The organism is Paenibacillus sp. 3LSP (genome assembly GCF_032465655.1).
In the GTDB taxonomy this organism is placed as follows: Bacteria; Bacillota; Bacilli; order Paenibacillales; family Paenibacillaceae; genus Fontibacillus; species Fontibacillus barengoltzii.
The window spans coordinates 25,643-52,125 of record NZ_JAWDJI010000169.1 but is presented as its reverse complement, the minus strand read 5'-3'; the positions used below and the strand labels follow the sequence as shown (position 1 = coordinate 52,125).

At 52.5% G+C, this 26,483-nt stretch carries 27 protein-coding genes; 18 read left to right on the top strand and 9 right to left on the bottom strand.

Going from position 1 to position 26,483, the window contains the following annotated elements; translation table 11 throughout:
- Window positions 1-138 precede the first annotated feature (138 nt).
- The 8 genes from RW092_RS14250 to RW092_RS14215 all read left to right on the top strand — a co-directional run bounded on the left by RW092_RS14250 (window position 139) and on the right by RW092_RS14215 (window position 8,859).
- Window positions 139-1,002 (top strand): MurR/RpiR family transcriptional regulator, encoded by an 864-nt coding sequence (locus RW092_RS14250; protein WP_016311934.1) that lies wholly within the window; start codon window positions 139-141, stop codon window positions 1,000-1,002.
- 202 nt (window positions 1,003-1,204) lie between these two features.
- Window positions 1,205-2,119 (top strand): N-acetylmuramic acid 6-phosphate etherase, encoded by a 915-nt coding sequence (gene murQ / locus RW092_RS14245; RefSeq protein WP_028537708.1) that lies wholly within the window; start codon window positions 1,205-1,207, stop codon window positions 2,117-2,119.
- Window positions 2,120-2,149: 30 nt separating this feature from the next.
- On the top strand, window positions 2,150-3,604 hold the full coding sequence (locus RW092_RS14240; protein ID WP_028537709.1) for an ABC transporter substrate-binding protein: 1,455 nt from the start codon (window positions 2,150-2,152) through the stop codon (window positions 3,602-3,604).
- A gap of 84 nt (window positions 3,605-3,688) precedes the next feature.
- The gene (locus RW092_RS14235) at window positions 3,689-4,612 is read left to right on the top strand and encodes a carbohydrate ABC transporter permease (protein ID WP_016311937.1); all 924 of its coding nucleotides are present in this window, start codon (window positions 3,689-3,691) and stop codon (window positions 4,610-4,612) included.
- Between the two features lie 21 nt (window positions 4,613-4,633).
- On the top strand, window positions 4,634-5,494 hold the full coding sequence (locus RW092_RS14230; protein ID WP_016311938.1) for a carbohydrate ABC transporter permease: 861 nt from the start codon (window positions 4,634-4,636) through the stop codon (window positions 5,492-5,494).
- 16 nt (window positions 5,495-5,510) lie between these two features.
- On the top strand, window positions 5,511-6,728 hold the full coding sequence (locus RW092_RS14225; protein WP_316010522.1) for an anhydro-N-acetylmuramic acid kinase: 1,218 nt from the start codon (window positions 5,511-5,513) through the stop codon (window positions 6,726-6,728).
- A 47-nt stretch (window positions 6,729-6,775) separates the two neighbouring features.
- Window positions 6,776-7,918, top strand: coding sequence for an exo-beta-N-acetylmuramidase NamZ family protein (locus tag RW092_RS14220; protein ID WP_316010521.1), 1,143 nt, complete (start codon window positions 6,776-6,778; stop codon window positions 7,916-7,918).
- Between the two features lie 17 nt (window positions 7,919-7,935).
- Window positions 7,936-8,859 carry a BadF/BadG/BcrA/BcrD ATPase family protein gene (locus tag RW092_RS14215; protein ID WP_316010520.1) on the top strand — a complete coding sequence of 308 codons (924 nt, stop codon included), beginning with the start codon at window positions 7,936-7,938 and terminating at the stop codon, window positions 8,857-8,859.
- 88 nt (window positions 8,860-8,947) lie between these two features.
- Here the strand turns inward: RW092_RS14215 and RW092_RS14210 are convergent, their stop codons facing one another.
- Window positions 8,948-10,312: a (Fe-S)-binding protein gene (locus RW092_RS14210; RefSeq protein ID WP_316010519.1), complete on the bottom strand. Its 1,365-nt coding sequence runs from the start codon at window positions 10,310-10,312 to the stop codon at window positions 8,948-8,950.
- Complete coding sequence (locus RW092_RS14205; RefSeq protein ID WP_316010518.1) at window positions 10,309-11,721, bottom strand: FAD-binding oxidoreductase; 1,413 nt, start codon at window positions 11,719-11,721, stop codon at window positions 10,309-10,311. Before RW092_RS14205 ends, RW092_RS14210 begins: the two co-directional genes overlap by 4 nt.
- Before the next feature lie 168 nt (window positions 11,722-11,889).
- Between RW092_RS14205 and RW092_RS14200 the strand changes: the two genes are divergently transcribed.
- Window positions 11,890-12,600 carry a FadR/GntR family transcriptional regulator gene (locus RW092_RS14200; RefSeq protein WP_316010517.1) on the top strand — a complete coding sequence of 237 codons (711 nt, stop codon included), beginning with the start codon at window positions 11,890-11,892 and terminating at the stop codon, window positions 12,598-12,600.
- A gap of 103 nt (window positions 12,601-12,703) precedes the next feature.
- Here RW092_RS14200 and RW092_RS14195 read toward each other — a convergent pair whose 3' ends face one another.
- The gene (locus RW092_RS14195) at window positions 12,704-13,816 is read right to left on the bottom strand and encodes a DNA alkylation repair protein (protein WP_316010516.1); all 1,113 of its coding nucleotides are present in this window, start codon (window positions 13,814-13,816) and stop codon (window positions 12,704-12,706) included.
- A gap of 151 nt (window positions 13,817-13,967) precedes the next feature.
- Here RW092_RS14195 and RW092_RS14190 point away from each other — a divergent pair, with 151 nt between their 5' ends.
- Both RW092_RS14190 and ybaK read left to right on the top strand, forming a co-directional pair.
- Complete coding sequence (locus RW092_RS14190) at window positions 13,968-15,278, top strand: MFS transporter (RefSeq protein WP_316010515.1); 1,311 nt, start codon at window positions 13,968-13,970, stop codon at window positions 15,276-15,278.
- Window positions 15,279-15,375: 97 nt separating this feature from the next.
- Window positions 15,376-15,861: a Cys-tRNA(Pro) deacylase gene (gene ybaK / locus RW092_RS14185; RefSeq protein ID WP_028537718.1), complete on the top strand. Its 486-nt coding sequence runs from the start codon at window positions 15,376-15,378 to the stop codon at window positions 15,859-15,861.
- Here ybaK and RW092_RS14180 read toward each other — a convergent pair.
- Window positions 15,858-16,736 carry a helix-turn-helix transcriptional regulator gene (locus tag RW092_RS14180; RefSeq protein ID WP_254899698.1) on the bottom strand — a complete coding sequence of 293 codons (879 nt, stop codon included), beginning with the start codon at window positions 16,734-16,736 and terminating at the stop codon, window positions 15,858-15,860. The two genes, ybaK and RW092_RS14180, sit on opposite strands and share 4 nt — an antisense overlap.
- A 167-nt stretch (window positions 16,737-16,903) precedes the next feature.
- On the opposite strand from RW092_RS14180, the gene RW092_RS14175 reads away from it, so the two are divergent.
- The 4 genes from RW092_RS14175 to RW092_RS14160 are packed head-to-tail and all read left to right on the top strand — an operon-like array spanning window position 16,904 to window position 21,042.
- Complete coding sequence (locus RW092_RS14175) at window positions 16,904-18,043, top strand: LLM class flavin-dependent oxidoreductase (protein ID WP_316010514.1); 1,140 nt, start codon at window positions 16,904-16,906, stop codon at window positions 18,041-18,043.
- An 11-nt stretch (window positions 18,044-18,054) separates the two neighbouring features.
- Complete coding sequence (locus RW092_RS14170) at window positions 18,055-19,341, top strand: ABC transporter substrate-binding protein (protein ID WP_127575499.1); 1,287 nt, start codon at window positions 18,055-18,057, stop codon at window positions 19,339-19,341.
- A 1-nt stretch (window position 19,342) separates the two neighbouring features.
- Window positions 19,343-20,215, top strand: a complete 873-nt coding sequence (locus tag RW092_RS14165) for a carbohydrate ABC transporter permease (protein ID WP_316010513.1) — start codon at window positions 19,343-19,345, stop codon at window positions 20,213-20,215.
- A gap of 11 nt (window positions 20,216-20,226) precedes the next feature.
- Complete coding sequence (locus RW092_RS14160; RefSeq protein ID WP_016311952.1) at window positions 20,227-21,042, top strand: carbohydrate ABC transporter permease; 816 nt, start codon at window positions 20,227-20,229, stop codon at window positions 21,040-21,042.
- Window positions 21,043-21,127: 85 nt separating this feature from the next.
- Here RW092_RS14160 and RW092_RS14155 read toward each other — a convergent pair whose 3' ends face one another.
- The 3 genes from RW092_RS14155 to RW092_RS14145 are packed head-to-tail and all read right to left on the bottom strand — an operon-like array spanning window position 21,128 to window position 22,580.
- On the bottom strand, window positions 21,128-21,286 hold the full coding sequence (locus RW092_RS14155) for a LysR substrate-binding domain-containing protein (protein WP_127575501.1): 159 nt from the start codon (window positions 21,284-21,286) through the stop codon (window positions 21,128-21,130).
- 27 nt (window positions 21,287-21,313) lie between these two features.
- Window positions 21,314-22,240: a serine hydrolase domain-containing protein gene (locus RW092_RS14150; RefSeq protein WP_316010512.1), complete on the bottom strand. Its 927-nt coding sequence runs from the start codon at window positions 22,238-22,240 to the stop codon at window positions 21,314-21,316.
- 13 nt (window positions 22,241-22,253) lie between these two features.
- Window positions 22,254-22,580 carry a YnfA family protein gene (locus RW092_RS14145; protein ID WP_085278250.1) on the bottom strand — a complete coding sequence of 109 codons (327 nt, stop codon included), beginning with the start codon at window positions 22,578-22,580 and terminating at the stop codon, window positions 22,254-22,256.
- Window positions 22,581-22,749: 169 nt separating this feature from the next.
- On the opposite strand from RW092_RS14145, the gene RW092_RS14140 reads away from it, so the two are divergent.
- From RW092_RS14140 to RW092_RS14130, 3 genes are all read left to right on the top strand, one after another.
- Entirely contained in the window at window positions 22,750-23,067 is a 318-nt protein-coding gene (locus RW092_RS14140) for a thioredoxin family protein (RefSeq protein ID WP_016311955.1), read from the top strand.
- A 57-nt stretch (window positions 23,068-23,124) separates the two neighbouring features.
- Entirely contained in the window at window positions 23,125-23,814 is a 690-nt protein-coding gene (locus tag RW092_RS14135) for a VOC family protein (protein ID WP_316010511.1), read from the top strand.
- Window positions 23,815-23,914: 100 nt separating this feature from the next.
- Complete coding sequence (locus RW092_RS14130; protein WP_316010510.1) at window positions 23,915-24,712, top strand: TetR/AcrR family transcriptional regulator; 798 nt, start codon at window positions 23,915-23,917, stop codon at window positions 24,710-24,712.
- Window positions 24,713-24,771: 59 nt separating this feature from the next.
- Here the strand turns inward: RW092_RS14130 and RW092_RS14125 are convergent, their stop codons facing one another.
- Together RW092_RS14125 and RW092_RS14120 are read right to left on the bottom strand one after the other, a co-directional pair.
- Window positions 24,772-25,560, bottom strand: a complete 789-nt coding sequence (locus RW092_RS14125) for an ABC transporter permease (RefSeq protein WP_028537728.1) — start codon at window positions 25,558-25,560, stop codon at window positions 24,772-24,774.
- On the bottom strand, window positions 25,557-26,435 hold the full coding sequence (locus tag RW092_RS14120; protein ID WP_316010509.1) for an ATP-binding cassette domain-containing protein: 879 nt from the start codon (window positions 26,433-26,435) through the stop codon (window positions 25,557-25,559). The genes RW092_RS14125 and RW092_RS14120 overlap by 4 nt, the downstream gene beginning before the upstream one ends.
- Window positions 26,436-26,483: the final 48 nt, after the last annotated feature.

Genomic DNA, 26,483 nt, shown 5'->3' with positions numbered 1-26,483 from the left:
CTTTAAAATATAATTTCAAACGAATGAAATGAATTTCCAAAAAAATTCACATGGTTTGCTTGTTTTTTGTCAGCTTTGCGCTTAAGATATGATTGCAAGTCTAGTAAATATATCCAAATAGTGAAGTAGGTAATGAAGATGGCTATTCATGATAATATCCTGATCAAGATTCGCGATATGAAGGAAAATCTGACGCCGGTCGAGCGCATGGTCGCGGAATATATTCTCGCCAATACAGAAGACATTCCCCATCTTTCGATCAAAAGCTTGGCCAAGCTGAGCAAAACAAGCGATGCTTCGGTGCTTCGGTTCTGCAAAACGATGGGATACAGCGGTTACCGCAGCTTTATCGTCAGTATTTCCGCAGCGCTTGGCTCGATGGACGACGAGCGGAAGGACCAGTACACCGATATCCAACCGGGCGATGACCTGGATACGATTATCGCCAACATTTCGCGCAACAATATGAAGTCGATTGAGGATACGTTAAGTGTGCTGGATCGCGGCGAGGTTGCTCGTGCCGTTAAAGCGCTTCGAGCCTCTAACCGCATCGTGTTCTTTGGGATCGGCGCCTCCGGATTGGTGTGCCAGGACGGGGAACAGAAATTTTCACGAATTAATAAAATGTGCCATGCGTACACCGATGGTCATAGTCAGTTGACTGCGGCGACATTGCTTGGCAAAGGTGACGTTGCTATCTTCGTCTCAAACTCCGGTAGTACCCTGGAAATTATAGAGACACTGGAGATTGCCAAGAAGAACAACGCGACAACGGTCGCCATTACCAAATACAACAAAAGCGAGCTTGCCGATAAGGCGGATATCCTGCTCGGCATCTCCACACCGGAGATCACCATGCGCAGCGGGGCGATGGGCTCTCGGATTGCGATGCTGACGATCATAGACATGCTGTTTGCCGGAGTGGCCAGTGCAGAATATCAACATGTGAAGAAGTATTTGACCAAGACGCATAGTATCTTAGCCGCGAAGCACAAAAGATAAAGGAAACAAGCTGACATTAGACATGGGATCTTGACGATCCGATGTCTTTTTTTGTTGAAAAAAGGAGTAAAAAATCAAAAATATATTACATAGTAAAATTTTATTTCAAAATCTATTGACGTGGTAAAGTTTACCACCGTAAACTAAGACTCAAGTAAAGGGTGGATCAAACCAGATCATCAGTGAGGAGAATGAAGACGCCATGGAAGAATACTATGCTGGGCTGACGACGGAGGCTATCAACCAAAATACGTTAAGGATTGATGAATGCTCGACCGAAGAAATGCTGCGTCTGCTGAATCGGGAGGATGCCACGGTACCCGCCTCTGTGGCTGCGGAAATTCCGCAGATCTCCAAGGCGGTGGATCTTCTACACCAACTGCTGAAGCAGGGGGGGAGAATGTTTTATATCGGGGCAGGGACCTCGGGCAGATTGGGGGTGCTGGATGCTTCAGAATGTCCACCAACCTTCGGCGTTGATCCTGAGCTGGTGCAAGGGCATATCGCCGGTGGAGACATCGCTTTAAGAGCAGCGGTCGAAGGTTATGAGGATAACGAGGAGGAGGGGATGGCATTAATCGAACGGCTTGGGGTGACGAACAAGGATGCAGTGATCGGTATTTCGGCCAGCGGCAGCGCCGGCTTCGTCATTGCGAGCTTGAAGAAAGCTGCTGAGCTGGGGGCAGCGACCATTGGCATCGTCAACAACAAGGCATCCAAGCTGGAGGCAGTCTGCGATATTTGTATCTCACCTGTGGTAGGACCGGAAGCAATTATGGGCTCTACCCGTCTGAAGGCAGGAACGGCACAGAAGCTGGTGCTTAACATGCTCACGACCTGCACGATGGTGAAGCTGGGGAAGACGTACAATAACCTGATGGTGGACTTGAAGGCGAGCAACAAGAAGCTGTATGACCGTTCTATCCGCATCCTCAAAATCGCCACCGGTGTCGACAGTGCCACCGCAGCGAAAGTGCTGGAGGAGGCATCACTGAACTGCAAGCTTGCGATCCTGATGATCAAGACGGGGATGGAGGCCAAGGAGGCTGAGCGTCGATTAACCGAGTGTGACGGTAATCTCAAGCTGGCGATTCGCACACAAAACAAAGTGGTTTAACACGATTATCCAGGGGGAGGATTTTTGGCGATGAGAAAAATGCATGTATGGGCATCTGTATTGGCATTAACCATGTCGATCAGCTTATTGACGGCATGCGGGTCGGGGAACAAAGCCGCAAACGGCGGCGATTCCGCGACTCCCAACAACACCAATAGCTCCGCTGAAGCGCCTGCCGAGGCCAAAGACACGATCACCGCGTTACTTCCGCCGGTTTCAGGCAACTTCCAAAGTCGATTTGAGGAAATTGAGAAAGATTTTAACGCCCTGTATCCCAATTTAACTTTAAAAATTGAACCGGCCAGCTGGGAGGACATGACACAAAAGCTGGATACGCAGGTGAATGCCGGCAGTCCCCCAGACATTGCCTTTATCGGCTCGGATGGGATCTCCAAATACGTGCAGCAAGGGATGTTGATGGACATCACCGATACCGTAACGCCGGAAATGGTCGCGGACTTTGATCCAACGCCGCTCGAGTATATGAAGAAAGCAGATGGACTGTACGGGTTCCCGGCCTATATGGAGGTTCACGCCCTTGGCGGTAACAAACAGTTCCTTGAAGAAGCAGGGATTGATTGGAAAAGCGTACAGCAAAACGGTTGGACATACGAAGAGTTCCGTGAAGCGATCAAAAAAGGCGTTGTGAAGGAAGGCGATACGATCAAACGGTATGGCTTCGTGTTCGCAACCGCCGGGGTGACGGCTAAGGATTATCTGAACATCCTCATTAAAAATGCCGGGATGCCTGCCGCGTTCACCAAAGACTTGAAATTTGCTTACACCAGCAAAAATTACTTGGAAGTGCTGAAGGCGGTACGGCAAATGATCGATGACGGCTCGATGCCGAAGGAGCTGAGTTCCGTCGATGCCGGCAAACGCTGGAACATGTTCCTGACCGGTCAAACGATGATTACCGGGAAAGGGCTGGCCACCTTCGAGAACTCGGCAAATCAAAACAATGAGAAGCTGAAGGCCAATGACGGCAGTGCGGTCGCTGGCAGCATTCCGGTTGAGTACATTGTCCTTCCTGTCCCCACGTTCCTGGGCCAAGAGCCGGTCTCCAGCACAGTCGTGGACGGTTATGTCACCTTCCGCGGCAAGAAGGAACCCAGCGCCGAGCATAAAGCTAACGTCGTGAAGGCGGCCTACTATCTGGCCAGCGGCAAAGTAGCGGCATTGACGAACAATGACCTGTTTGCGGCGCACATTACCAAGAGCGGCAGAGAAGCGGCGAAGGACCTGACGGTGAACCGGAATCCGGATAACGTTGCCGCAGTCGAAACTTTGTTATCCCACGCCAATCCGGCACGTCCGGATATCCCGGTGGAGCTTGGCGCCCAGGCGATCAAGCTGGAGGATGAAGTGATCATTCCGAAGCTGCAAGCCTTGTTGGCTGATGAGATTACGCCGGAGGAAATGTACGAAGCCGTCAAAAAAGAAGCGATCAAGATGTTTGGGGAAGACGGCGTAGTGATCGACTAACCAATGGAGGATCGGATAGCCGTGGGGAAGGTCTGCGGCTATCCGAACCGTTTTTTTACACTAGCGAAAAGGAGTTTGGACACGATGGCCCAGTTGGCAAAAATGCGGACGACAGGCCCAACCAAGAAGAAAATGCTGCGGATCAAAGGTGACACGAGCTGGGCATACGCTTTTATCGCCGTGGCGCTGGTCGTCTACGCCGTATTTACCGCCTATCCTGTTGTCAGCGCTTTGATTATCAGTTTTCAGGAATACAAACCGCTGGGTTCCCAGTTTGTCGGATGGGAGAATTATGCAAATACCTTCACTGACAGCTTATTTTGGAAATCGATCAAGAACACGATTGTTTATACTGTTTTAACTGTTCCGGTCTCTTTGTTCCTGTCTTTTGTGATCGCCATCATGATCCATCCGCTGCGTAAAGGAATGCAAACGACCTTTAAAGCGATCTATTATTTGCCGGCGGTGGCATCCGGTGTAGCCCTGTCGGTTGTCTGGCTCTGGATCTTTGATCCAATGACGAGCGGGATCTTAAACCAGCTGCTGGGCTTGTTTGGCATCACGAACCAGAACTGGCTGGGCTCCAGCTCAACGGCGATGTTCTCGCTGGTGTTGATGGCCTGGCTGTCCAGTCACGGCACGAGCATTATCATCTATTTGGCGGCGCTGCTTGGCATTGATCATAGTTACTATGAAGCGGCGGAGCTGGATGGGGCATCGTTCCTCCAGAAGATCTGGTACATTGTAATTCCCTGCCTTAAGCCAACAACGTTGTTCCTGCTGGTGACCGGCGTAATCGGTTCTTTCCAGGTGTTCCAGAACGCTTATCTGATGACTGGAGGCGGTCCGGATAACGCGACCACGATGGTGGGGTTGCTGATTTTTAACAATGCCTTCAAGTATTTTGAATTCGGAGAGGCGGCGGCACAATCCTTGATTCTAACGGTGATTATTGCAAGCATTTCCCTGCTCCAGTTCAAATTTATGGGCAACGACATCGAATATTAGCGTGGGAGGGAGGATGAACCCATGGCACTATACAGTAATCATACCGGCCATCCATACGTGAGGCGAATCCGCAACGCAGGGCTCATGATCGTTCTTCTGCTTTTTGCGCTGGCGACGCTGTTTCCGATCTACTTCATGATCATTTCCTCCTTCGGTGATCCTGTGGAAGCGGGGGCCTTAAGCTATTCGTTGTGGCCGGGCAAAATATCGCTGGATTCCTACAAGTTTTTCTTCGACTATAGCGAGTATTCCTATCGCTGGTTGTTGAATTCGCTAATTGTGGCGACCAGCGTGATGGTGTCGAATGTCCTCTTTGCGACCTTGGCGGGTTACGCCTTCTCCAAAATCCGTTTTCGCGGCAGATCGCTGTTGTTTTCGATCATGCTCTGTGCGATGATGATTCCGTATCAAGTGACTCAGGTGCCGCTTTACATTTTGATCGTGAACGTATTTCAGATTGAAAATACGTACGGTGCGTTGATTATGCCTGGTCTTGTCACCGTATTTAACATCTTTCTTGCCAAGCAGTTCATGACTTCCATTCCGTCCGAAATTTTAGAATGCGCGAAGGTGGAAGGCTGCAACCAGCTTCAGATGTTCACGAAGATCGTTCTCCCTCTCTCCAAAACCGTGATGGCGGTCATGGCCATTCTCACCTTTATGGATAGCTGGAACACGTTCTTCTGGCCGTTTCTGGTTACGAACACGATGGACATGCAAACGATTCAGGTAGGGCTCAAAAACTTCCGTTTCGCGAACACCACGTATTTCGCTCCGATGATGGCGGGGGCGACGATCTCGGCCTTGCCGATGTTCATCTTGTTCTTCAGCTTGCAAAAATATTTCCTGGAAGGCGTCACGGTTGGCGCGGTGAAGGGATGAACCTGGAGGTGAGGGGATGGGACGTCCTCGCGGAACTTCTGCGGCTTACCGCTATGCGGTAGGTTTGATGTCAGGAACCTCGGTCGATGGCATCGATGCTGCTGTGATCGCCATTCGCGGTGACCTAGATGGAAGTGAAAAACCGGAAGTCCGATTGGTAGCGTACGAAAACACGCCATATTCAGATCAGGTTCGGGCAGAGATCTTTGCCATGTTTGATCCCCGGCAAGCGACGATCGACCGGGTAGGTCGTCTGAACGTGTGGCTGGGTGAGTTGTTCGCCCAAGCGGCGCTGGCGGTGATTCGGAAAGCCGGGTTAACTCCCGGTGAAATCGCCTGGATTGGCTCCCATGGCCAAACCATTTATCATGCGCCGAACGCGAGCCTCGTGGAGGGCCTCGATTTACGGTATACCGTTCAAATCGGGGAAGGGGCGGTGATTGCAGCCTGGACAGGAATCCCTTGCGTCTCTGATTTTCGCGTCGCAGATATGGCCGTGGGAGGCCAAGGAGCTCCGCTGGTACCATATACGGAATATTTGCTGTATCGTGAGGAGAAGCGGACGCTGCTGTTGCAAAATATCGGAGGGATCGGAAATATGACCGTTCTTCCCCAGAACTGTCGATCAGATGAGGTGTATGCATTTGATACGGGGCCCGGGAACGTATTGATCGATGGTGTGGTGACGCGTCTGACTCGAGGCGCAGCCACGATGGATGTTGGCGGAAGTCTGGCCCGGCGCGGCCAAGTGCATGCCAGGCTGCTTGAAGAATTAATGCAGGAGCCTTACTACGAGCAGCCGATTCCGAAGTCAACCGGACGAGAGCTGTTTAATGCGGCCTACATTGACCGTCTGTTAGAGTACCAGGCACGGTATGGTCATTCAGCAGAGGATCTGGTGGCTACGGTCACCCGGCTTACGGCCTGGACGATTGGTGAAGGATATCGCCGGTTTGTTCGGGCCCAGCATGCAGCCGATGTGTTGATTGTTGGGGGAGGCGGGAGCTATAACCCAGTGCTGATGAGCATGCTGGCGGACGAGATGAACGCGATGGGGGTTGCTGTGATGACGCAGGAAGAGCTGGGCTTTCACAGCGACGCCAAAGAGGCGGTAGCGTTTGCGTTATTAGCGGGCTGCACGCTGGATGGGGTGCCGAACAATCTCCCGCGGGTCACCGGCGCCGCTCATCCCGTGGTGATGGGGAAGATCAGCTATTCAGTTCCCAAGCGGTAATTCGACGGTCGGTCAACGTGCAATTGTAGAGAGGGGATGTTAATAGGATGGTGGAAAACGGGATTGATCGGCTTTCGGAATATGCCAATCTGCTGCAAGGCCATCGGCTGGGGTTAATTACAGCGCCGACCGGCCTTACCTCGGATTTTAGGTCTACAATTCAGGTGCTGCATGACCAGTTTCATCTGACGGCCTTATTCTCGCCCGAGCACGGGGTTCGCGGAGATCAGGCCGCTGGTGCGCTGGTCGACAGCTACATCGATCCGATCACGGGGGTGCCGGTACATAGCCTTTACCGACAAGATTCCAAGCGGCTGACACCGGAGATGCTCGATGAGGTTGATGCCGTCGTCTATGATATTCAGGATGTAGGTATTCGATACTATACTTACATCTATACCATGCTTTACGCGCTGGAGGATTGTGCGGCAGCGGGCAAGCCTTTTGTCGTGCTGGATCGAGTGAATCCGCTGGATGGTGTTACGGTGGAAGGCAATGTGCTTAAGCCGGGGTTTGAGTCGTTTGTCGGCAACTATCCACTTTGTGTACGGTACGGTTTAACTGCCGGGGAAGTGGCCCGCATGGTCAACGAGCAAATGGGCTGGAATGCCGAATTGCATGTGATCCCGTGCCGAGGCTGGGACCGGAGCATGCTCTATCCGGAAACCGGGCGGATCTGGGTACATCCGTCGCTCAATATGCCTAGGTTTGAGACCGCCTTGCTGTATGGGGGCACCTGCTTGTTTGAAGGGACAAATCTATCCGAGGGGCGCGGCACGACGTTCCCGTTTGAAATGATCGGTGCGCCTTATATTCAGCCGGAGCAGCTGGCCGCGGAAATGAATGCGAAGCGATTGCCGGGCGTGCTGTTCCGGCCGGTGTATTTTAAGCCGACGACCTCCAAACACGAGAGGGAGCTCTGCGGCGGCGTCCAGTTGTATGTGACCGATCCTCGGGCGCTGCATGCGGTGGAGACCGGATATATCCTGCTGGATACCATTCGTCGAAACTACGAGGAATTTGCTTTCCTGCCGCCGATGCAGGAGAACCGCTTGTCCTTCATCGATATGCTGAGCGGCTACAAGCTGCTTCGCGAAGGGACTTTGCCGCTTCCGGAGCTATTGGAACAGTTCCGGGAAGAGAGCCGGGCGTTCGCTGCGATGAAGCAGCAATATCACCTCTATGCCTGAGGGGAGGCTGGATTCAAATGAGATATGTCGTTGGCATCGACGGCGGCGGTACGAAAACGAAAGCAACGGTTGCCGATGAGACAGGGAACATCGTTCGCTCCTTCGCCGTCGGTCCGCTGAATCTCAACGGTCAGGATGCCGGACCAGTGGAACAAACGCTAGGTCATCTGCTGCAGATTACAACCGAGGTGTGCGGCGGGCTTGATCATTGTGTGCAGATGTGTCTCGGCGCAGCGGGGATTAGCAACCCGGCTGTTGCGGAGCGGCTGACAACGCTGATCCGCTCCGGCGGTTACCGCGGCGGGCTCGACTTGGTAGGCGATCACGAAACCGCGTTGTGCGGGGCGTTAGATCGCTCGATCGGCATGATCCTGATCGCCGGCACCGGGTCCATCTGCTTCGGGCGGAACGCGCGCGGGGAAACCCATCGAACAGGGGGCTTCGGTCACCTGATCGATGATGAAGGCAGCGGCTATTTCATTGGCCGCGAGCTGCTGAGCGCGGTCGTCCGGGCGGCGGACGGACGGAGCGGTCCCACTGCGATCACGGAGCTGGTCTATGCGCAGCTGGAGATCGATTCGGTGCGGCAGCTGATCGGGTTCGTGTACAGCAAGGACACGAACAAGAAGGACATTGCCGCACTGGCCCCGCTGCTGTCGCAAGCCTGCGAGCTTGGCGACAGCACGGCGCTGGCGATCGCGCGGCGCAGCGCGATCGCTCTGGCGGAGCTGGCCGCTCCCGTGGCCAGCCGGCTCGCCCTGGAGGAGGGCGAGCTGGCGCTGGCCGGGAGCGTGCTGCTCCGCAGCGCGCACGTGCAGGCGGGCGTCAGGGAAGCGCTCAGCGAGCGCTTCCCGAGGCTCACCTGCACGCTGCCCAAGCATGACGCGGCCTATGGCGCGGTCATGCTGGCGCTGCGCGCGCTGACGCCCGGGCGGGGCTAAGCCGCCCGGTGCACAAAAGGCGTTTCCCTTCAGGTTGCATCCATGAAGGGAAACGCCTTTTCTTGTGCTCTGATCAGCCAAGCAGAGCTTACAGAGCCCGGTCTAACAGATCCATAATATGCACGGCTTCCATTTGCTTATCCAAGCCAGCTCGCAAGATGCCTTGTTTCATCTGCAGCAGACAGCCCGGGTTCGAGGTGACGATGAGGTGAGCTTTCGTCTCCCGGACCTCTTCCATTTTGTCGTCCAAAATTTGCATCGACATCTCAAATTGGGTCAGGTTGTACGTCCCGGCTGAGCCGCAGCAGCTGTCGGGATGACGCATTTCCACAAGCTCCAATCCCGGGATGCGGCGCAGCAGCTCACGGGGTTGGTTACGCACACCTTGACCGTGGGCCAGATGGCAGGAATCTTGATACGTGACTTTGTAATTCAGCGGCTTGCTGAATTGGAGAGGGGGGAGCTCGGCCAGCAGCTCATTCGCGTCGCGGTTGCGGGCAGCAAACCGCTTGGCCCGTTCCTCCCACACCGGATCGCCTTTGAACCAGTGCCCGTATTCCTTTAACGCCGCCCCGCAGCCTCCGGCATTGTTCACGATGAAGTCAACGCCGGCTTGTTCAAACGCTTCGATATTCCGCTTGGCTAGCTCTTTGGCGCCAGCCATCTCGCCGGAATGGGCGTGCATCGCTCCGCAGCAGTTCTGTGCTTCGACAAACACGACGTCGCAGCCGGCTTTGGTTAACAGCCGCGCCGTCGCTTGATTCGTCTCGAAGAACATCACATCCATGACGCATCCGGTGAACAAGCCGACCGTGAGTTTGGTTTCGCCTTCGGCTTTCATGTGTTGCTCCCGCTTGCGGCGTTCGCGCGGGGAAGCAACTGTTTCGACCGCCTTCTGCATTTCGCGCATTGACTTCGGCAACACCCGGATCAGACCGGTTCGATTGGCGAAGGATTGCAGACCCAGCGCTTGAGCTCCCCATAGGACATGGCCCAGACGACGAACACGTTTCGGATACGGGAAAACCCGTTCGAAAATCAAGTTGCGCAGTACCGAGGGCTTCGCCGTCTCTTGTTTCGTTTCCTGCACAACATGACGTGCGGTTTCCAGCAAGCTCCCGTAAGGCACACCCGCAGGACAAGCCGTTTCACAAGCCCGACAACCCAGGCAAGCGTTCATATGCTGCTCGAATTCCTCATTTACCGGGAGCTGCCCGGTGGCCACGCCCTTCATTAAAGCAATCCGTCCGCGGGGACTGTACGTTTCCAGCCCGGTTTGCTGATAAGTTGGGCAGGTAGGCAGACAAAACCCGCAGTGCATACAGTTCATGATTTCATCCAGATCAAAGGGTTGCAGGCGGTTGCTGTCTGTATGGGTCATCGGGAGGACCGTTGTTCCGCCGCAAGCAGGGGAGGAGAAATTCTTAGATAATGAATGTTTTTCTCCGCTCATCGTTGCACCACCAATCTCCGCCGATTTGTAAAGTTAACGATTTTGCCGGGATTGAGAATACCGTTTGGATCAAAAGCAGCTTTGAGGCGCTGCATCAGTTCCAGGCCGGCTTCACCCGTTTTCAGGTGCAGGAAGTCCTTCTTGGCCAAGCCAACCCCGTGTTCCCCGGTAATCGTGCCTCCTAATCGAATCGCCGCGTGAAAAATCTCCTCAAACGCTTTTTCCACGCGTTCGATTTCCTCCCGGTTCCGCTCATCAGTCATACAGGTCGGATGAAGGTTGCCGTCACCGGCATGACCAAACGTACAGATCTGTACCCCATATTTCTCGGCAACCCGTTCCACTTCTTCGACCATTTCCGCCAGACGGGACCGTGGTACGGTAGCGTCCTCCAAAATCGTGGTCGGCTTCAGTCGGGAGAGGGCCGATAACGCCGCACGCCGCGCCGCCAGCAGCTTCGCGCCTTCCTCGGGTGTGCTGGCCACCTCAACTCCGGCAGCGCCGTGTTCTTGGGCGATGGTCGCGATCTGCTCGATATCGCGGTTAACGACTTCGGCCGGCCCGTCTTGTTCAATCAGGAGCATCGACTTCATTTCCAAAGGGAGACCGAGCTTCGCGAAGTCGTCCACGACCTTCATCGTTCCTTGATCCATGAACTCTACGGTGGCCGGGATGATTTTCGAGGCGATGATGGCTTCGACCGTTTTAGCGGCATCCACCAAATTCCGGTAATAAGCGACCAGGGTTCGCTTCGTTTCCGGCAATGGGAGCAGCTTGAGCGTAACTTCCGTGATGACGGCAAGCGTTCCTTCGGAACCAACGAGCAGCCGCGTCATATCATATCCGGCGACGTCCTTGACGTTCTTCCCGCCGCAGCGCAGAATCTCGCCCGACGGCAGCACGTATTCTAGGCCCATCACGTAATCCTTCGTTACGCCGTACTTGAGTCCGCGCATCCCGCCGGCCCCTTGGGCGATATTTCCGCCAATCGTGGAAATCCGCATACTCCCTGGGTCTGGCGGATAGAACAGGCCTAACGCTTCGACGGCATGATGCAAGTTGGCGGTGACAACTCCAGGACCAACGGTCGCTGTCAGATTTGCCGTATCGATTTCGTGGATTTGATTCATTCGGTTCATGTTAAGGACGATCCCGCTCTGAATCGGAATGGTGCTGCCAGCGAGGTTGGTACCGGACCCCCGAGTGATAATCGGAATCTGGTGGGTATTCGCTAGCTGCAAAATGCCGGAAACCTCTTGAGCCGAGGCAGGGAATACGACCGCGTCAGGCATAGCTTGGTACATCGGCGTAGCGTCATAGGAATAGGCGTATAGATCGGCCGGGCGGTCCAACACCCATTTGTCCCCGACGAGGGCTTGAAGCTGCGCTTTCAATTCGGGACTGATCAATTCACATTCCTCCCGTTTTCTGGTATAAACGAATTATTAGATTAATCAGGTCATCAGATGAATTTTAAATTTGAAATAAATCTACCATATCGCTGGTAAATTGTATAGACTGTAATTTAAGAATGATGATTGTTTTTAGGAAGGCCGCGGCCGGAAGAGGGAGAAGTCATGGATTTAGGCAAAAAAAATTACGAAATCATCACCGAGGAACTGGAGCGGATCATTGCAACCGGGAAGGTGAAGCCAGGAGAGAAGCTGGAGACAATCGAAAATATGGCCAAACGCTATCGCGTTGGCCGTTCCACCGTCCGCGAAGCGATCAGCCATTTGAAAGCCCGGGGCCTGCTGGAGACGCGGCAGGGAGGCGGAACCTACGTCCGGGCGCAGGCACTAGAATCAATGGCAGCCCAGCAAATCAAGAACCGCGAGGACCTGCAGCAACTGCTGGAGGTGCGCAGCATTTTGGAAGTTGGAAGCATTGAGCTGGCAGCCCTCCACCGGAGTGAAGCCGATGTGGCTGAACTTTCGGAGATCGTTGCTCTAATGGAGGAAGCGATCGGGAACGAGGAAATCAGCCAGGTGCATGACGTCAATTTTCACTTGGCCATCGCCAAGGCAACGCAAAATCCGTTGCTCCGTCAAATGATGGAAAGCATCTCCACCATGATGATGCGAACGATTCGCGACAGCCGGAGTCTGTGGCTGTTCAGCGAGCAGGAATCAGCCCACCGTCTGTTCCAGGAGCACCGCCAAATGCTGGAGGCGATCCGCAAGCAGAACCCGCAGGCAGCGGCAGACCTGATGCGGAACCATCTAACCAAAGTTGGACAAGCGCTGATGGGAGCTTCGGATCAACCGAGTCCTTCGGAAATCAACTGAATGGATACGAACATCGAAAAGACCTGACTCCTTACGATCAGGTCTTTCTTTAGCATTCAAGACGTATAAGTATTACATGCTGCCCCGGTTGTCTGCTAGCTTCTTATGCTTCGCCCGCTTGCAGCGTGAGTTGGGTTGCCGCCGTTTCGACGCCGTTGACCAGCAGTACGATGCGGTGCTCACCAGGGTAATGACGGCGGGTGGACAAGTCAGCCCAGCTATGCCGCCGGGTGCCGCTGAGACGTGAACCGCCGGGTACCGTTTTGTCCGACAGCAAAAAGAGCTTCCGCGACGTGCGGCCTCCGGTTTTGACGAAATCGATGCCGTATTCAATGCGCACCTTGGCCGGGTCGCCTGAGCGGATGTTCAGCTCGTAACGGAGCTCGCTGGCCTCACCGATCCGCAGTACGTTTGGTTCAATTACGAGCGAGGCAGACGTTGTCAGAGGCTCACTGTCCTCGCCGGCGGCGTAGCCGAACAGCTCCAGTACCTCAGGGCCGCCGCGTCGGATCAGCGTCCGGCAGCCGTGACGAATGATCCAATCGGTATGCGGATGGGAGCCTTTCCAGCGCCGGGCGATCTCCAGCACTAGGTCTGGATGGTCCTTAGCGATGTCGTTCAGGTTGTTGGCCACACTTTTGCGAACATACAAGCTCGGATCAACCTTCAGTTGCTCCAGGATCGGCAAAATTGGCGCAGGGTCACGTTTGAACATCGGCAGGGCTTGTCCCCACGGCAGGCGCGGCCTGCAGCCTTCACTGGCCAAGCGGCGTACGTGTTCGTTGTCATGCTTCGCCCAGGCTAACATTTGCCGCATCATCCGCTCGGGGTCCCGTTCAATAAATGAACGGACGGCAAACTCCGCGGACGATTTAGACGTGAAGCGCTCCAGCGCTTGCATCGCCTGCTCCCAGTCCGCTTCGGCCTGACCAAACACTTCAACGAAATCGGGAAAGAACAGGTAGGGGAACCCCGTGCAGGTATCATCAATGGCATATAAGATGTCCAGCGCTTCTCCAAAGCTGGCAGGCAACAAAGCGCCCAGCTTTAACGAGATCTGCCGCATCCGCGCCTTGAGCTCCAACTTGTCCCAAGTTTCGTCCATCACGTCAGTCACGAATCGATCCGTATCGAAGGGGGCATAAGCTTCCTTCACTTTGCTGCCGAAATCCCGCAGAAATTCCTCACTATAAATCGATTTTAGTGTATCCGCCATGTCCATTCTCCGTTCTATCTAAACTGAGGTTGAAAGTTTCAGGGGTCTATTTTACGATAACGATTTAATTGAGCGCTAACCATTACGATACACGCTGTTAACGTTATTTGATTATAATCTAACCATTTGTTCGTGAAAGGGGAAGCCCCAAATGAAAAAATCGGCAATCCGTGCTTGGATCCTGTATGATTGGGCCAATTCCGCGTATTCGACAACGGTGTTGGCTGCCGTGCTGCCCATCTTTTATGCCGGGGTGGCTGCGCAAGGGTTAAGTGAAACGACTGCGGCTTCCTATTTGGCCTATACGCATTCCATCGGCATGGCGATGGTGGCGGTGATCTCTCCATTGCTGGGATCTATTGCGGATTTATCCGGCCGCAAAACAACGTTTCTGACCTGGTTTGCGCTGCTTGGTATCGTAGGTACGTTGGGGTTCGCGCTCGTTGGCCCAGGGGACTGGCTGCTCGCTTCGGCTTTGCTTGTCGTGACGACCGTTGGCTTCTCGGGGAGCCTCACCTTTTATGATGCGTTACTGCCGGACTTGGTACCTTCGCCAAAACGCGATGATGTCTCAGCCAAAGGGTATGCAGCCGGGTACATCGGCGGCGGGATCCTCCTGGCGGTCAACCTGCTGATGATCCAACAGTCGCACTGGTTTGGGATGAGGGATGAGCTTGCGGGCACCCAGCTTTCTTTCTTGACCGTGGGGCTTTGGTGGCTCGTCTTCTCACTGCCGTTAATGCGGAATGTCCCTAACCTTCCAAAGCAAGCAACCGGTCTTACGGCTGGAGGATACGTACGTGCTGCTTCCAAGCGGCTTCGCGGTACATTCAAGGATATTCGCCGTTATCCGCAGCTGTTTCGGATGATCGCGGCCTTCTGGTTTTACAATGATGGGATTAATACAATCATCCTGATGGCCACGATCTACGGCACGACCTTGGGGATCGGTACCAGCGATTTGATTTTGGCTCTATTAATTACGCAGTTCGTTGGATTCCCTAGTACGATCCTGCTCGGCAAAGCGGCAACACGTCTCGGCTCCAAACGTGTGTTGATCGGCACGCTGTGGACCTATGTGGTGATTGTTCTCTTGGGCTTTGGCATGAGCAGCGCGCTGCATTTTTACATACTCGCTGTTATGGTGGGGCTTGTGCAAGGGGGAAGCCAATCGATTTCCCGCACGATTCTCAGCGAGCTGATGCCGCCGAAACGGACAGGCGAATTTTTTGGCTTCGTTAACATTACGAGCAAGTTTTCCTCGATCTTTGGGCCGTTTGCTTTTGGGCTCATTGGACAAATCACTGGCAATTCGCGCATGGGGATCTTGTCGTTGCTGCTGTTTTTTGGCTTAGGGATCGCTGTCGTGATGACATTGAACCTAAACCGAGGAAAGGCGGATGCCTTGCGGGATGTAAACGATCCATTTTCTTCCGAACCGAAGCCGCCCGTAACGGCATAGGAAAAAACAACTTCATCCGTTCCCGGCCTGTACTGCTTCCTGCAAAAATGCTACGATATTGAATACAGAACTCAGGAAGTATAGAGGAGTGGAACCCATGGCCGAAGTCAAAACCAATGCCATGCGAATGCTGGACAAATCGAAAACACCTTATCACATCTTTGCATACGATGCCGAGGACGGACAAATTCATGGAACCGCGGTGGCGGAGAAGATCGGCAAGCCCGTCGAACAAGTTTACAAAACATTGGTGGCTCATCAAGGCGCATCGTTATTTGTGTTTATTATTCCGGTTGCGGAGGAGCTGGACCTGAAGAAGGCGGCTAAGGCTGCGGGGGTCAAAAAGATCGAGATGCTGCCGCTTAAGGATTTGCAGCAATACACGGGCTATGTCCGCGGCGGCTGCTCTCCGATTGGTATGAAGAAGCTGTTCCCGACCTATATCGATCGTACGGCCGAACAACTGGAAACCTTCCTTGTCTCCGCAGGACGAGTCGGCCTGCAAATGGAGCTGTCGCCTCACCTGTTGGCGGAACAGGTGAAGGGGAAGTTCGCGACACTGATTCGTAAGGAAGAGAATTAGCTCGTTTGCTCCTTTTTCCCATTCGTACGATATTCGATTGGAGATATCCCTAATCGCTTCTTAAACGCTTTTGAGAAGGAAGAAATGTCTTGGTAACCTACAGCTCTAGCGATTTCGGCAATAGTGTAATTGGTATGAAGCAAGAGCAGCTGAGCCTCCTGCATTCTGAGTTGGAGCAGGTAATTAACGGGAGAAGTGCCATAGGTTTTGCGAAACATTTTGGAAAAATGCGTTCGCTCGATGCCAACCGAAGTGGCGATCTCCTCAATGGTAATTAGTTCCGAAAAATGGTGCTCGATGAGCTGCTTGCCTTTATCAAGCCAATCCAGAGTTAGATCTTGCTGCAGAACCAGCGGGGTTGGTAGTTCCAACGATTGAAAGATGGCATACATCCCGTGCAGGCGCGCGAGCGCCTGCTGGTGTTGATGAATTAAGTTGAGAAAAGCCGAAATGGTTCGATCCACCACGCGATTGGGCATATGCGGATGCTCCGGTGTCAGCCCTAGCCGCGCCAATGTCGCCAGCGCTTGTTTACCGTCAAAGGCCAAGATCAGCTTCTTGATGGGTTGCTGAGGATCGCAATAATATTCATGTATCACTTGAGGAAACAGGCAGAAGATATCATTAGGCTGAAGGTGATACTGCTTCTTCTGTTGGATAAAAGTGCCCGTTCCTTCCAATACGCACAACAAATAATAATTATGGGTAACACGTGGTCCGATGTGATAGTGAGGCTTGGCAATGTTCGCCCCGATGCGAAGCGGCCAAATTCCATGCTGTTTCTCGAAATCGGTCGGCTGAAGCGGATAAATCGCCAGCCACTCATGCTCATGTTCGTTCCAATGTTCAAGTTGAATCCCCTTTACCAATTCCACTGCACTCACTCCCCTTAAGCCTGGTACTCCCCCACAAAGAGACAAATCAATCTGCAACAAAAGGACATAGACACTTGTGACAACTTTGTGTACTCTAACTTATATCATATTAAACCTAGTAAAAACATAGGAAAATAATTATTTATTTTTCACATGGAGGCGAAGTCATGTCAGAACAGCAGCATGTGGAATTCGGATGGTTCCTGCCTACCACCGGAGATGGCGAATATGTAGGGATTCCTCCGCAACGGCCGGCTTCTCCGGAGTATCTGACAGAGATTGCCAAGGCAGCGGAACATGCGGGCTATGAGTTTGTCCTGATCCCAACCGGGGGCGATTGCTGGGATGGTTTTGTCGTTGGGAGCTGGATCGCTGCTCATACTTCGAAGCTTAAGAGTTTAGTTGCCTTGCGTCCAGGCCTAATCACACCCGTTCTTGCAGCCCGCAATGCAGCCACATTGGACCAAATGACCGGCGGTAGAACGATGTTCAACGTTGTGACCGGTCATTATCCACAGGACTTGAAGGCTTGCGGCGATCCGTTGTATGACCAGCATGATGCACGGTACGAACGGACACTGGAATTTGTGAAGGTAGTCAAGGGGGTATGGGAAGCAGGGGATGCGAAGGATGGAGGGTTTAACTTTGAGGGCAAGCATTATCTTATTGAAGGCGGCTCCTGTCAGCCCCTTGTCTTGCAGCAGCCTCATCCTCCCATCTATTTTGGAGGAAGCTCGGTTGCCGGCAAGAAGACGGCAGCTTTGACCGCGGATGTCTATTTAATGTGGGCTGAGCCCCTTCAATGGATTCGATCGCAAATCGAAGAAATGAAAGACTATCTGCAAGAACTTGAGAGAGAGCAGGGGATCAAACGCACATTAAGGTATGGCATGCGTGCTCAAATAGTTGTCCGAGAAACAGAGGAAGAAGCCTGGGCTGCGGCCTGGAAGCTATTAAGCAAAGCCGATCCAGAGCTCATTCAGTCCAGAGAAAAGCTGCATGCGAAAACCGATGCCGTAGGTCAAAACCGGCAAATGGATCTGTATCATCAATCGATTCAGGACGATTATGTGATTGCGCCAAATATGTGGGCGGGATTGTCAGCGATCCGCGGAGGCGGTGCCGTCGCTTTTGTTGGTACAGCGGAGCAGATTGCAGACCGAATATTTGAGTTCGTGGATCTTGGTGTGACTTCGTTTATTTTGTCCGGTTATCCTCATTTGGAGGAAGCGGAGATTTCAGGGCGCTTACTGATGCCGGTATTAAAGCAAAAAATGGCTGAGCGCGGCTTGGTTAAGCAGGATTAGGAGGATCGGATATGAGAAAATGGAGCGGATACATCATCATTCTTACGCTGGTGCTGCTCGTATCGGCATGCGGCAGCGACAGTAGCCAGAGCAGTCAAAACACGACTCAGTCAAGTCATGCCAACAGCGGCGGAGATCAACAAGAGAAGGTGAAACTGAGCTTTATTCATTGGCGCGGCGAAGATGTGGAAGTGCTGGACCGCATCATAGACAAGTTTGAACAAGAAAATCCGAACATCCAGGTTGAGACTCAGGTGTTCCCGTCGGATCAATATCAATCGACCGCTCAAGCTAAAATCGCCGACGGCTCCGTCGGGGATGTATTCACCGTATTTCCAGGAGCGCAGTTTCAAGCGATCGCCAAGGCAGGGCTCTTTACGGATCTGTCTACTGAAAGCTGGCTGGACCATTTCGAGCCGAACTTAATCGCTGCTGGACAATTGGATGGGAAACAATATGCGTTACCGTATCAGTTGGTCTATAATATTCCGGTTTACAATATTTCGCTGTTTGAGAAGTATCACGTGGATATTCCCCGGGATTGGAACAGCTTCTTGGAAGCTATGGAGGTGTTTAAGCAGGCTGGCCTAACGCCGATTGCTTTTCCAGGAGCGGACATTGGGCCTGGGCAACTCATGAACTCCATGGTGATGAATAATGCGCCGGATGAGGAGATTTTTGTGAAGTTGGAGGCCGGGGAAGCGAAGCTCACTGATGGATGGTGGGTGACCACTTTGTCGCAATTTAAGGAGCTGAATGATCGAGGGTATTTTCAGAAGGACGCCGTCGGCGCGAAACAGGATTCTTCCATCGCTTTGTTCGTGCAGGAGCAGGCCGCGATTCTGGCAACCGGCTCTTACCATCTTGCCTCGAATAAAGCGAGCAACCCTAATCTAAAGCAAGGTCTGTTAGCCCCGATTACCGTATCTGCGGATCAGGCGGTTTATGAAGGGATTCATACCACCACATTTATGCTGGCGGTCAATAGTAAATCGAAGCACCCTGAAGAAGCGAAGCTGTTTATTGAATTTTTGAGTCGTCCAGATATCGCCGGGGAATATGCGAATGGTACAGGTCAGAACGTCACCGTCAAAGATGTGGAATACACTTCGGAAGAACTCCAAATCGTGAGCGAATGGACGAAGAAGCGGACCCGCTTCCAGCCGCGGTTTACGATCTCCAACGCCGAAGTTCAAAAGGCAGTTACCAATTCCATCCAGGCGGTACTAAGCGGGGAATCAGCGGAAAAAGCCGCGGCGGATGCGCAAGCGATCGTGGAACAGCAGATCGGGGAGTAGCATGAGAAAACATCTGCGATTGCTTCCGTTTGTTTTACCTGGGTTGTCTTTATATGCGGTGTTGTTTTTATACCCGACGATCTCCGCACTCTACTATTCTTTAACGAATTGGGACGGCTTATCACCGTCCTATCAGTTTGTCGGCTTGCAAAACTACCAGAAGGTCAGTGAAGATATCATCTTTCGCAAAGCTATGGGCAATAATGTGAAGTTTATGTTGACCGTGGTTCTTGTGCAAACCGTTGTCTCCTTGTTCTTAGCGTTGCAGATTTACAAAACAACTAAGTGGAATGTTTTCTTGCGCGCGTTATTTTTCTTGCCGACGATATTGTCATCGGTATCCGTAGGGTTTATTTGGACATTTATTTATGATTCCAATTTGGGTGCTGTCAATTTAATGTTACAAAATATCGGGTTAGGAGGCGTGGCTCAAAACTGGCTTGGCGATCCGAAGATCGCGATCTTTTCGATCGCTGCGGTGCAAGCGTGGGCTCATATTGGGCAGATGGCGGTATTATTTATCGCCGGGCTTTTATCGATCCCTAAGGAATTGAAGGAAGCTGCCATTTTGGATGGAGCGTCTCAGATTCGATTGTTTTTTCGCATCATTTGGCCGTTGCTTGCCCCGGCGGCAGCTTTGGTGGTGTCCTATACGACAATCCAATCCTTTAAGGCGTTTGATCTCGTGTTTACGATGACCGGTGGAGGGCCTAACTACTCCACGGAGATTTTATCTACGTATATTTATAGCTCTGCCTTTCTTAACTACACGTTTGGTAAAGCGGCTACGGCTTCGGTCTACTTTATGATCCTGATCGCAGTGATTACTTTTGTCCAATTTAAGCTGCTGCGCACAGATCGCGTTAGTTATTAAGGGGGGATAGAATGCTCCGTATCGTTGGAAAAGTGATGCTTGTTGGTTTTGCTGGAGTCATTCTGGCTCCTCTATTGATCGTGGTGATCACGACCTTAAAAACGAATCCCGAGTTTTATGCCAACCCGCTTTCGTGGCCGGACCAATTCTCCTTGGATAATGTGCGCAGCTTGTTTGCCAAGCAAATGATGTGGCGTTATTTTTGGAATAGCACGTTGATTACTTTCGTTACGGTAGCGGCAGAATTGCTGCTGGCAAGCAGTATGGCGTATGCGATCATGAGGTATGGAAAGAGCAAAGTCGGGAAGCTATTATTTGCGCTGTTCGCCATCGGTTTGATGATTCCGTCGCAGGTGAATATGATCCCGATCTATGCGTTGCTTCGGGAGTGGTCGCTGACGAATAGCCACTTCGGGCTGATTATGGTCAGCTTGACGATCTTGCTGCCGCTAAGCGTCTTTATCCTGTCGGGTTTTGTGAATACATTGCCCAAAGAATTAATGGAAGCGGGGGAGATTGACGGTGCAAGTGAACTCAGGCTGTTCACGCAAATCGTTGTGCCGTTATGTGCTCCTTACTTAGCAACCACTGCAGCCTTTTTATTTGTGATCGTTTGGAATGATCTGTTATTCCCGATGCTGCTGCTTGTAGAAAAAGATAAGCTGACCTTGCCGTTAGCTTTGCTTCAATTTAAAGGCGAGTATGTCACCCATTATCCGTTGTTAATGACTGGCGTTGTTGTTGCGGCGCTTCCGATGATCGTGATTTTTGTGTTCTTGCAGCGATACTTTATTGCTGGTGCATTGGCAGGATCGTTGAAAGGATAATAAGTTAGCGTGCAGATGGCATCTTGACCCGCGTCTAATCGAAAAACAAGCCCATTCCAATGGTGGAATGGGCTTGTTCATGTCACTAGTTTTGCTTCTCCTCGCTCAGACTTTTGACGTATTCGATAAACCGTCTAGCCGCCGGTGAGACGTAACGGTCTTTTCGCCATTTCAGGCCGAGCTCCCATTGCCAGCCTTCTTCTTGAATCGGAATCCATGCAAGCCCATCGAGTTCCAAGCCCATGGTCTTCGTGCAATACCGGTTCTTTTTTTACACTAAATAAGGTGCAATACATAAGCGGAACATTTCTGTTGGCGGCCGTTTCTGCTTCCGTTGATCTTGGGTCAGCACAACCACCGTCTCCAAGCTGGGAATGACATATATGAACTGCCCACCGTATCCACGAGCATAGAAAAAATCAAATTTCGGATGCCCGTCCTCTCCATAAACGTCCACCCACCAATGCCAAGCATAACAGCCGCGCCAAGGGGATTCGACATCGATCGCAGGCTTTACGGATTCCGCTACTCGTTCTGCCTGGATCACCTGCCGGCCTTCCCATCTGCCGCCCTGCAAGTAAAGTAAACCGAATTTCAACATGTCCGTCGGACGGAGCCACATCCCAAATCCACCGGTATGAATGCCCTGCGGGTCTTGCTGCCAACGATACGTCTCAATGCCCAGCGGGCCAAACAGATGCTCCTTGGCAAATTGCGCCACCGGGATGCCGGTGACTTGGACAAGGATCGCCGATAACAGCTGAGACGCTCCGGAGTTGTATTCCATCCGGTCCCCGGGGCGGTCCGCCATCGGCTGCTCCAGCGCAAACTGAACCCAATTGGGCGACCGGGTCATGCGTGGGAACGAGTTATGTCCGCCAAACTCCGTCCAATTCCACCCAGCCGTCATCGTGAGCAGATGACGCAATGTAATCTCACGTTTTCGCTCATCCGGATCTTCCTCCAACTGCGGAAAGAAGCGGAGAATCGGTGTGTCGGGAGATGGCAGGAGACCCTGATCCCAGGCAATGCAGAGCAGGGCGGAGAGAAAGCTTTTCGTGCAAGAATTAATTTTGGCGAGCTCGTCCGCAATTTGATCGTTGCGATAATATTCAAGCACCATCTGGCCTTGCGTGTGAATTAAGCAGCTTCTTAAATCAAGCGGCGCGATGGCTGCCGAAATGGAAGATACGTTCATAACGATGTCCTTTCTAATGTCGTGGTGCCCAGAGGATAATGGAGACGCCGATCAGGCAAACTGCAGCGCCAAGCCAATCGTAGAGGTCGGGGGTTTTCTTGTCCACCCACCAGCCCCATAACACTGCGAGCGCAATAAATACGCCGCCATAGGCTGCATACACACGGCCAAAGTTCGGAAATTTCTGCAGTGTCGGAATCAGGCCGTATACGATCAAAATTAGGCTGCCGACGATTCCGTACCCTAGCGGTTTGGATTCGCGCAACCACAGCCAAACTAAATAACCGCCGCCGATTTCAGCGAGTCCGGCGACAATGAACAAGAGGATGGCGAGGAGCATGATGCAGCTTAAGTCCTTTCGCGTTATTTTTACCAAAGATTGTACCATGAATCCGCGAAGATGAAACCTTGATGAAGATACTGGCTTCTTTATATGGATGCGCTATAATCAATGTAAACAAATCTTCAAAATTAAACTATCAAAACTACAATTAAAGGAGTGGATCCGGATGGAACGTGTCCAATCGGAATCGCAATTCGAGCAACTAATTCAAAGAGACCAATATACGGTGATCAAATTTGATACGACCTGGTGCCCGGATTGCAAGAACCTTGATCGGTTTATCGGGGATATCATTCAGGAGCATCCGGACAAAGAGTTCTACGCGATGGATGCCGAAGAATTCCAGCCGCTGGCTGAGGCTAACGAGGTGCGGGGGATTCCAAGCTTGCTCGTGTATAAAAATGGGGAGAAGATCGCCCATCTGCACAGCAAATTTGCCAAGACGCCGGGACAAGTCCGCGAATACCTGGAGAACTTGGCTTAATGCGGTAAGCGGCAGAAGCGATGTTCATCGCCCAACCGAAAAAAGGGGATGAGGGACATGAAATTTACGCACATGACGTTATGGTCTGGGCAGCTTCAGGAGACGGAAGTCTTCTATACCGAAACGCTGGGGTTCGCCTTGATTGAGCATGGTCTGGAGCATTTCACGATTCAGGCGGGCGCGACGCTGGTTACGTTCCGTTCCGCTGAGGTGAATGAATCTCCATATTATCATTTTGCACTGAATATACCGGAAAATAAGTTCGCGGAAGCGAAGCAGTGGTTGGCTGCGCGGGTCCCGCTGATCGAAGAACAGGGGAAGGACGAGGTGTTTTTCACTGCTTGGAATGCCCATGCGGTGTACTTTAAAGATCCGTCCGGCAATATCTTGGAATTAATTGCCCGGCACAATTTGCCCAGTGAGCTTAGCCATGACTTCTCGATTGAAGATATTATGGGCGTCAGTGAAATCGGCATCGTGACCTCCGAGGTCCTCCCGCTCGTTCATCGGCTGAATGCGGCGGGGCTTACGAACTTTCAGGAGGCCGATCCCGCGTTTACTCCGATTGGCGACGAACACGGGCTGATGATCGTGGTGAGGGAGCAGCGGGAGTGGTTTTTCTCCAATGGTATCCCAGCACGTTTCTACCCCGTTGAACTTACTGTGGCTGGCGTCGGACAATTAAGTTTCCAAACGCAGGATGAGTTCTCGTTAACCGCGCCCGGACGAATGGAAGCCGAGGTTTAACGTACGTGTTCATGGCTGATGCTCTGGAGTTTATGGTATATTGCTTATAGGATAAGCGGTTTAAACCATGAACTTCTCGCAGATATAGGAGACGTTAGACATGAACAGAAAAGAAAATAAAGCGGACGAGCGAACCTATACCAAAGGTCTTCCACACGGGGTAGCCTTAACATGGGGATTAATTCCGGAACCCAAACGCGGGCCGAAACGGGAGCTCAGCATTCCGGAGATTGTTAATACAGCGGTGGCGCTTGCGGATAAAGACGGACTCGCTGCTGTATCCATGAGTCGGGTTGCCGGGGCATTAGGATATACAGCCATGTCGTTGTATCGGTATATCCCAAGTAAAGACGATTTGCTGCTATTGATGCAGGAGGCGGTTTGTGACATTTCCCTTCCGGAGTCTCCGGATCCGAACGACTGGCGTGGGATGATGCGTACCTTCGTTTGGAGTACGGTACAGGTCTATAAGGACCATCCTTGGTTTGCCGACCTTCCGATTTACGGTGCTCCAATTACCCCTAACAGCTTGCGGATTGTGGATTGGGCTCTGCAAGGAATGCAGAAGTTTCCGATCAGCGGTTACGCGAAAATGTCGATCATCTTGCTGCTAAGCAGCTATGCGCGAGCATGCGGAATTCTGCAACGGGACATGGACCGTGCCTTAAGTTCGGGCACCAGTCTGGACGAGTTCAGCGGGTTCAGCTACAGTGCGGCATTGAAGGAACTCGTGACCCCGGAGCGTTTTCCATATCTGCATCCGCTTGTGATATCGGGGGAATACACCAGTGAAAATGAAGCCGAGAGCGACATCGGCAACGACATCGAATTTGGGCTGGAACGGATTCTAGATGGAGTGGAGCATTATTTGAACTTTGCTCCAAAGGGAAAGGTGTAACACGCAAAAACAGGGAAATCGAAGCGATTCGATTTCCCTGTTTTTTGATGAATTAGTTGTTAGCGTTGTCCTGATCGGCGATGAAACACGACTCGGCACCAGATGAAAGCACCAGCGATGAGGATCAGGCACCATGTAACTGCCCACAGCGCATGGTTTTCGATTGGCCCGCCGGTCAGCAATGCGCGGATCGTTTCGTTGGCCGGCGTGATGGGTTGATGGGCTGCGAAGCCTTGAAGCCACTTCGGCATGGATTGAGTTGGGACGAAGGCGCTGGACAAGTAAGGCAGGAACAGCAAAATGAATCCATACCCGCTGGCAGCAGAAGCGCTGCCGGCAACCAGCCCAATCGCAGCAAACAACCAGGTGATCGCCAGAATAAATAAAATAATCACGCCGGCCGCTCCGAGCCACGCCCCAAAGCTAGCAGATGGGCGGAAGCCGACCAGTAAAGCTACACCGATGACGATTGCCGTGGCGACGAGGTTCCGAATGAGGCTGGCGGCGACATGGCCGGTAATTACGCCCAGGCTTTGAATCGGCATCGTCCGGAAGCGTTCGATCACCCCGTTGGTAACGTCCTCTGCAACTTTCACTGCGGTCCCTGAGGCACCAAACCCGGCGCAAAGGAGGATAATTCCGGGGACCACATAATCGACATAATTGCCGGTAGGGTCCAGGGCCCCGCCAAAAACATAGGTGAACAGCAGCATCAGCATTACTGGCAGCAGGATCGCCATGACCATGGTGTCCACATCTCTTAGACTGTGGCGAATACCGCGGCCGACAAATACCGCATTGGTGGTCCATACCGAGGGCTGTCGTGCGGAAAGTTGGGCTTTGATCATGCCGATACCTCCTTCTCACCGGAAGTCAGGGCAATATACACATCATCCATCGTTGGGCGTTGAATCGTAACTCTCGCATTCGACGGCACCTGTGCGTGCAATGTGCTTAATATTCTAAGCAGATCCTCAACAGTCCCATCGGTCGGCACCCGGGAGACCAGTTGGTCTTCGGCATCTCTAATTTCAACCCGATCACTGTGAACTTGCCCCTTCAGCTCTTCCGCGGTGCCGGTCGCCACAATGTGTCCGTCCTTGAGAACGGCCACCGTATCAGCTAACTGATCGGCTTCTTCTAAATATTGCGTTGTCAAAAATATGGTATGGCCTTGCTGGGCCAATTCCGTGATACCATCCCATAACACGCGGCGGCTTTGCGTATCCAGTCCTGTCGTAGGTTCGTCGAGGAACAGGACCGGGCGGCTTACGATGAGGCTGATGGCCAGATCCAGGCGGCGACGCATACCGCCGGAGTAGGTTTTTACCCGTTTACGGGCCGCAGCCGTCAAGTCGAACTGTTCCAAGAGCTCCATCGCCCGCAAACGGGCTGCTCTCGCGGAAAGCCCGGAGAGACGGCCCATCATCACCAAATTTTCCTCTCCGTTCAGCACCTCATCGACGGCAGTGAATTGTCCGGTGAGACTGATCGAGCGCTTGACCTCGTTTTTCTCGGCGACCACATCGTATCCAGCGACCCGTACGGTTCCTGCATCCGGCGCAGTCAGTGTGGAGAGGATGCTAATGAGCGTTGTTTTACCTGCGCCATTGGGGCCAAGCAGCGCAAATACCGTGCCTGCAGGGACAACCAAATCTACGCCATTGAGTATCGTCTGATTGCCAAAGCTTTTGTACAAACGGTCCACTTCGATCGCATTCATCAAGTTGGCTCCTTTCCTATCTTAATTATTGTATATTATATAAACAGT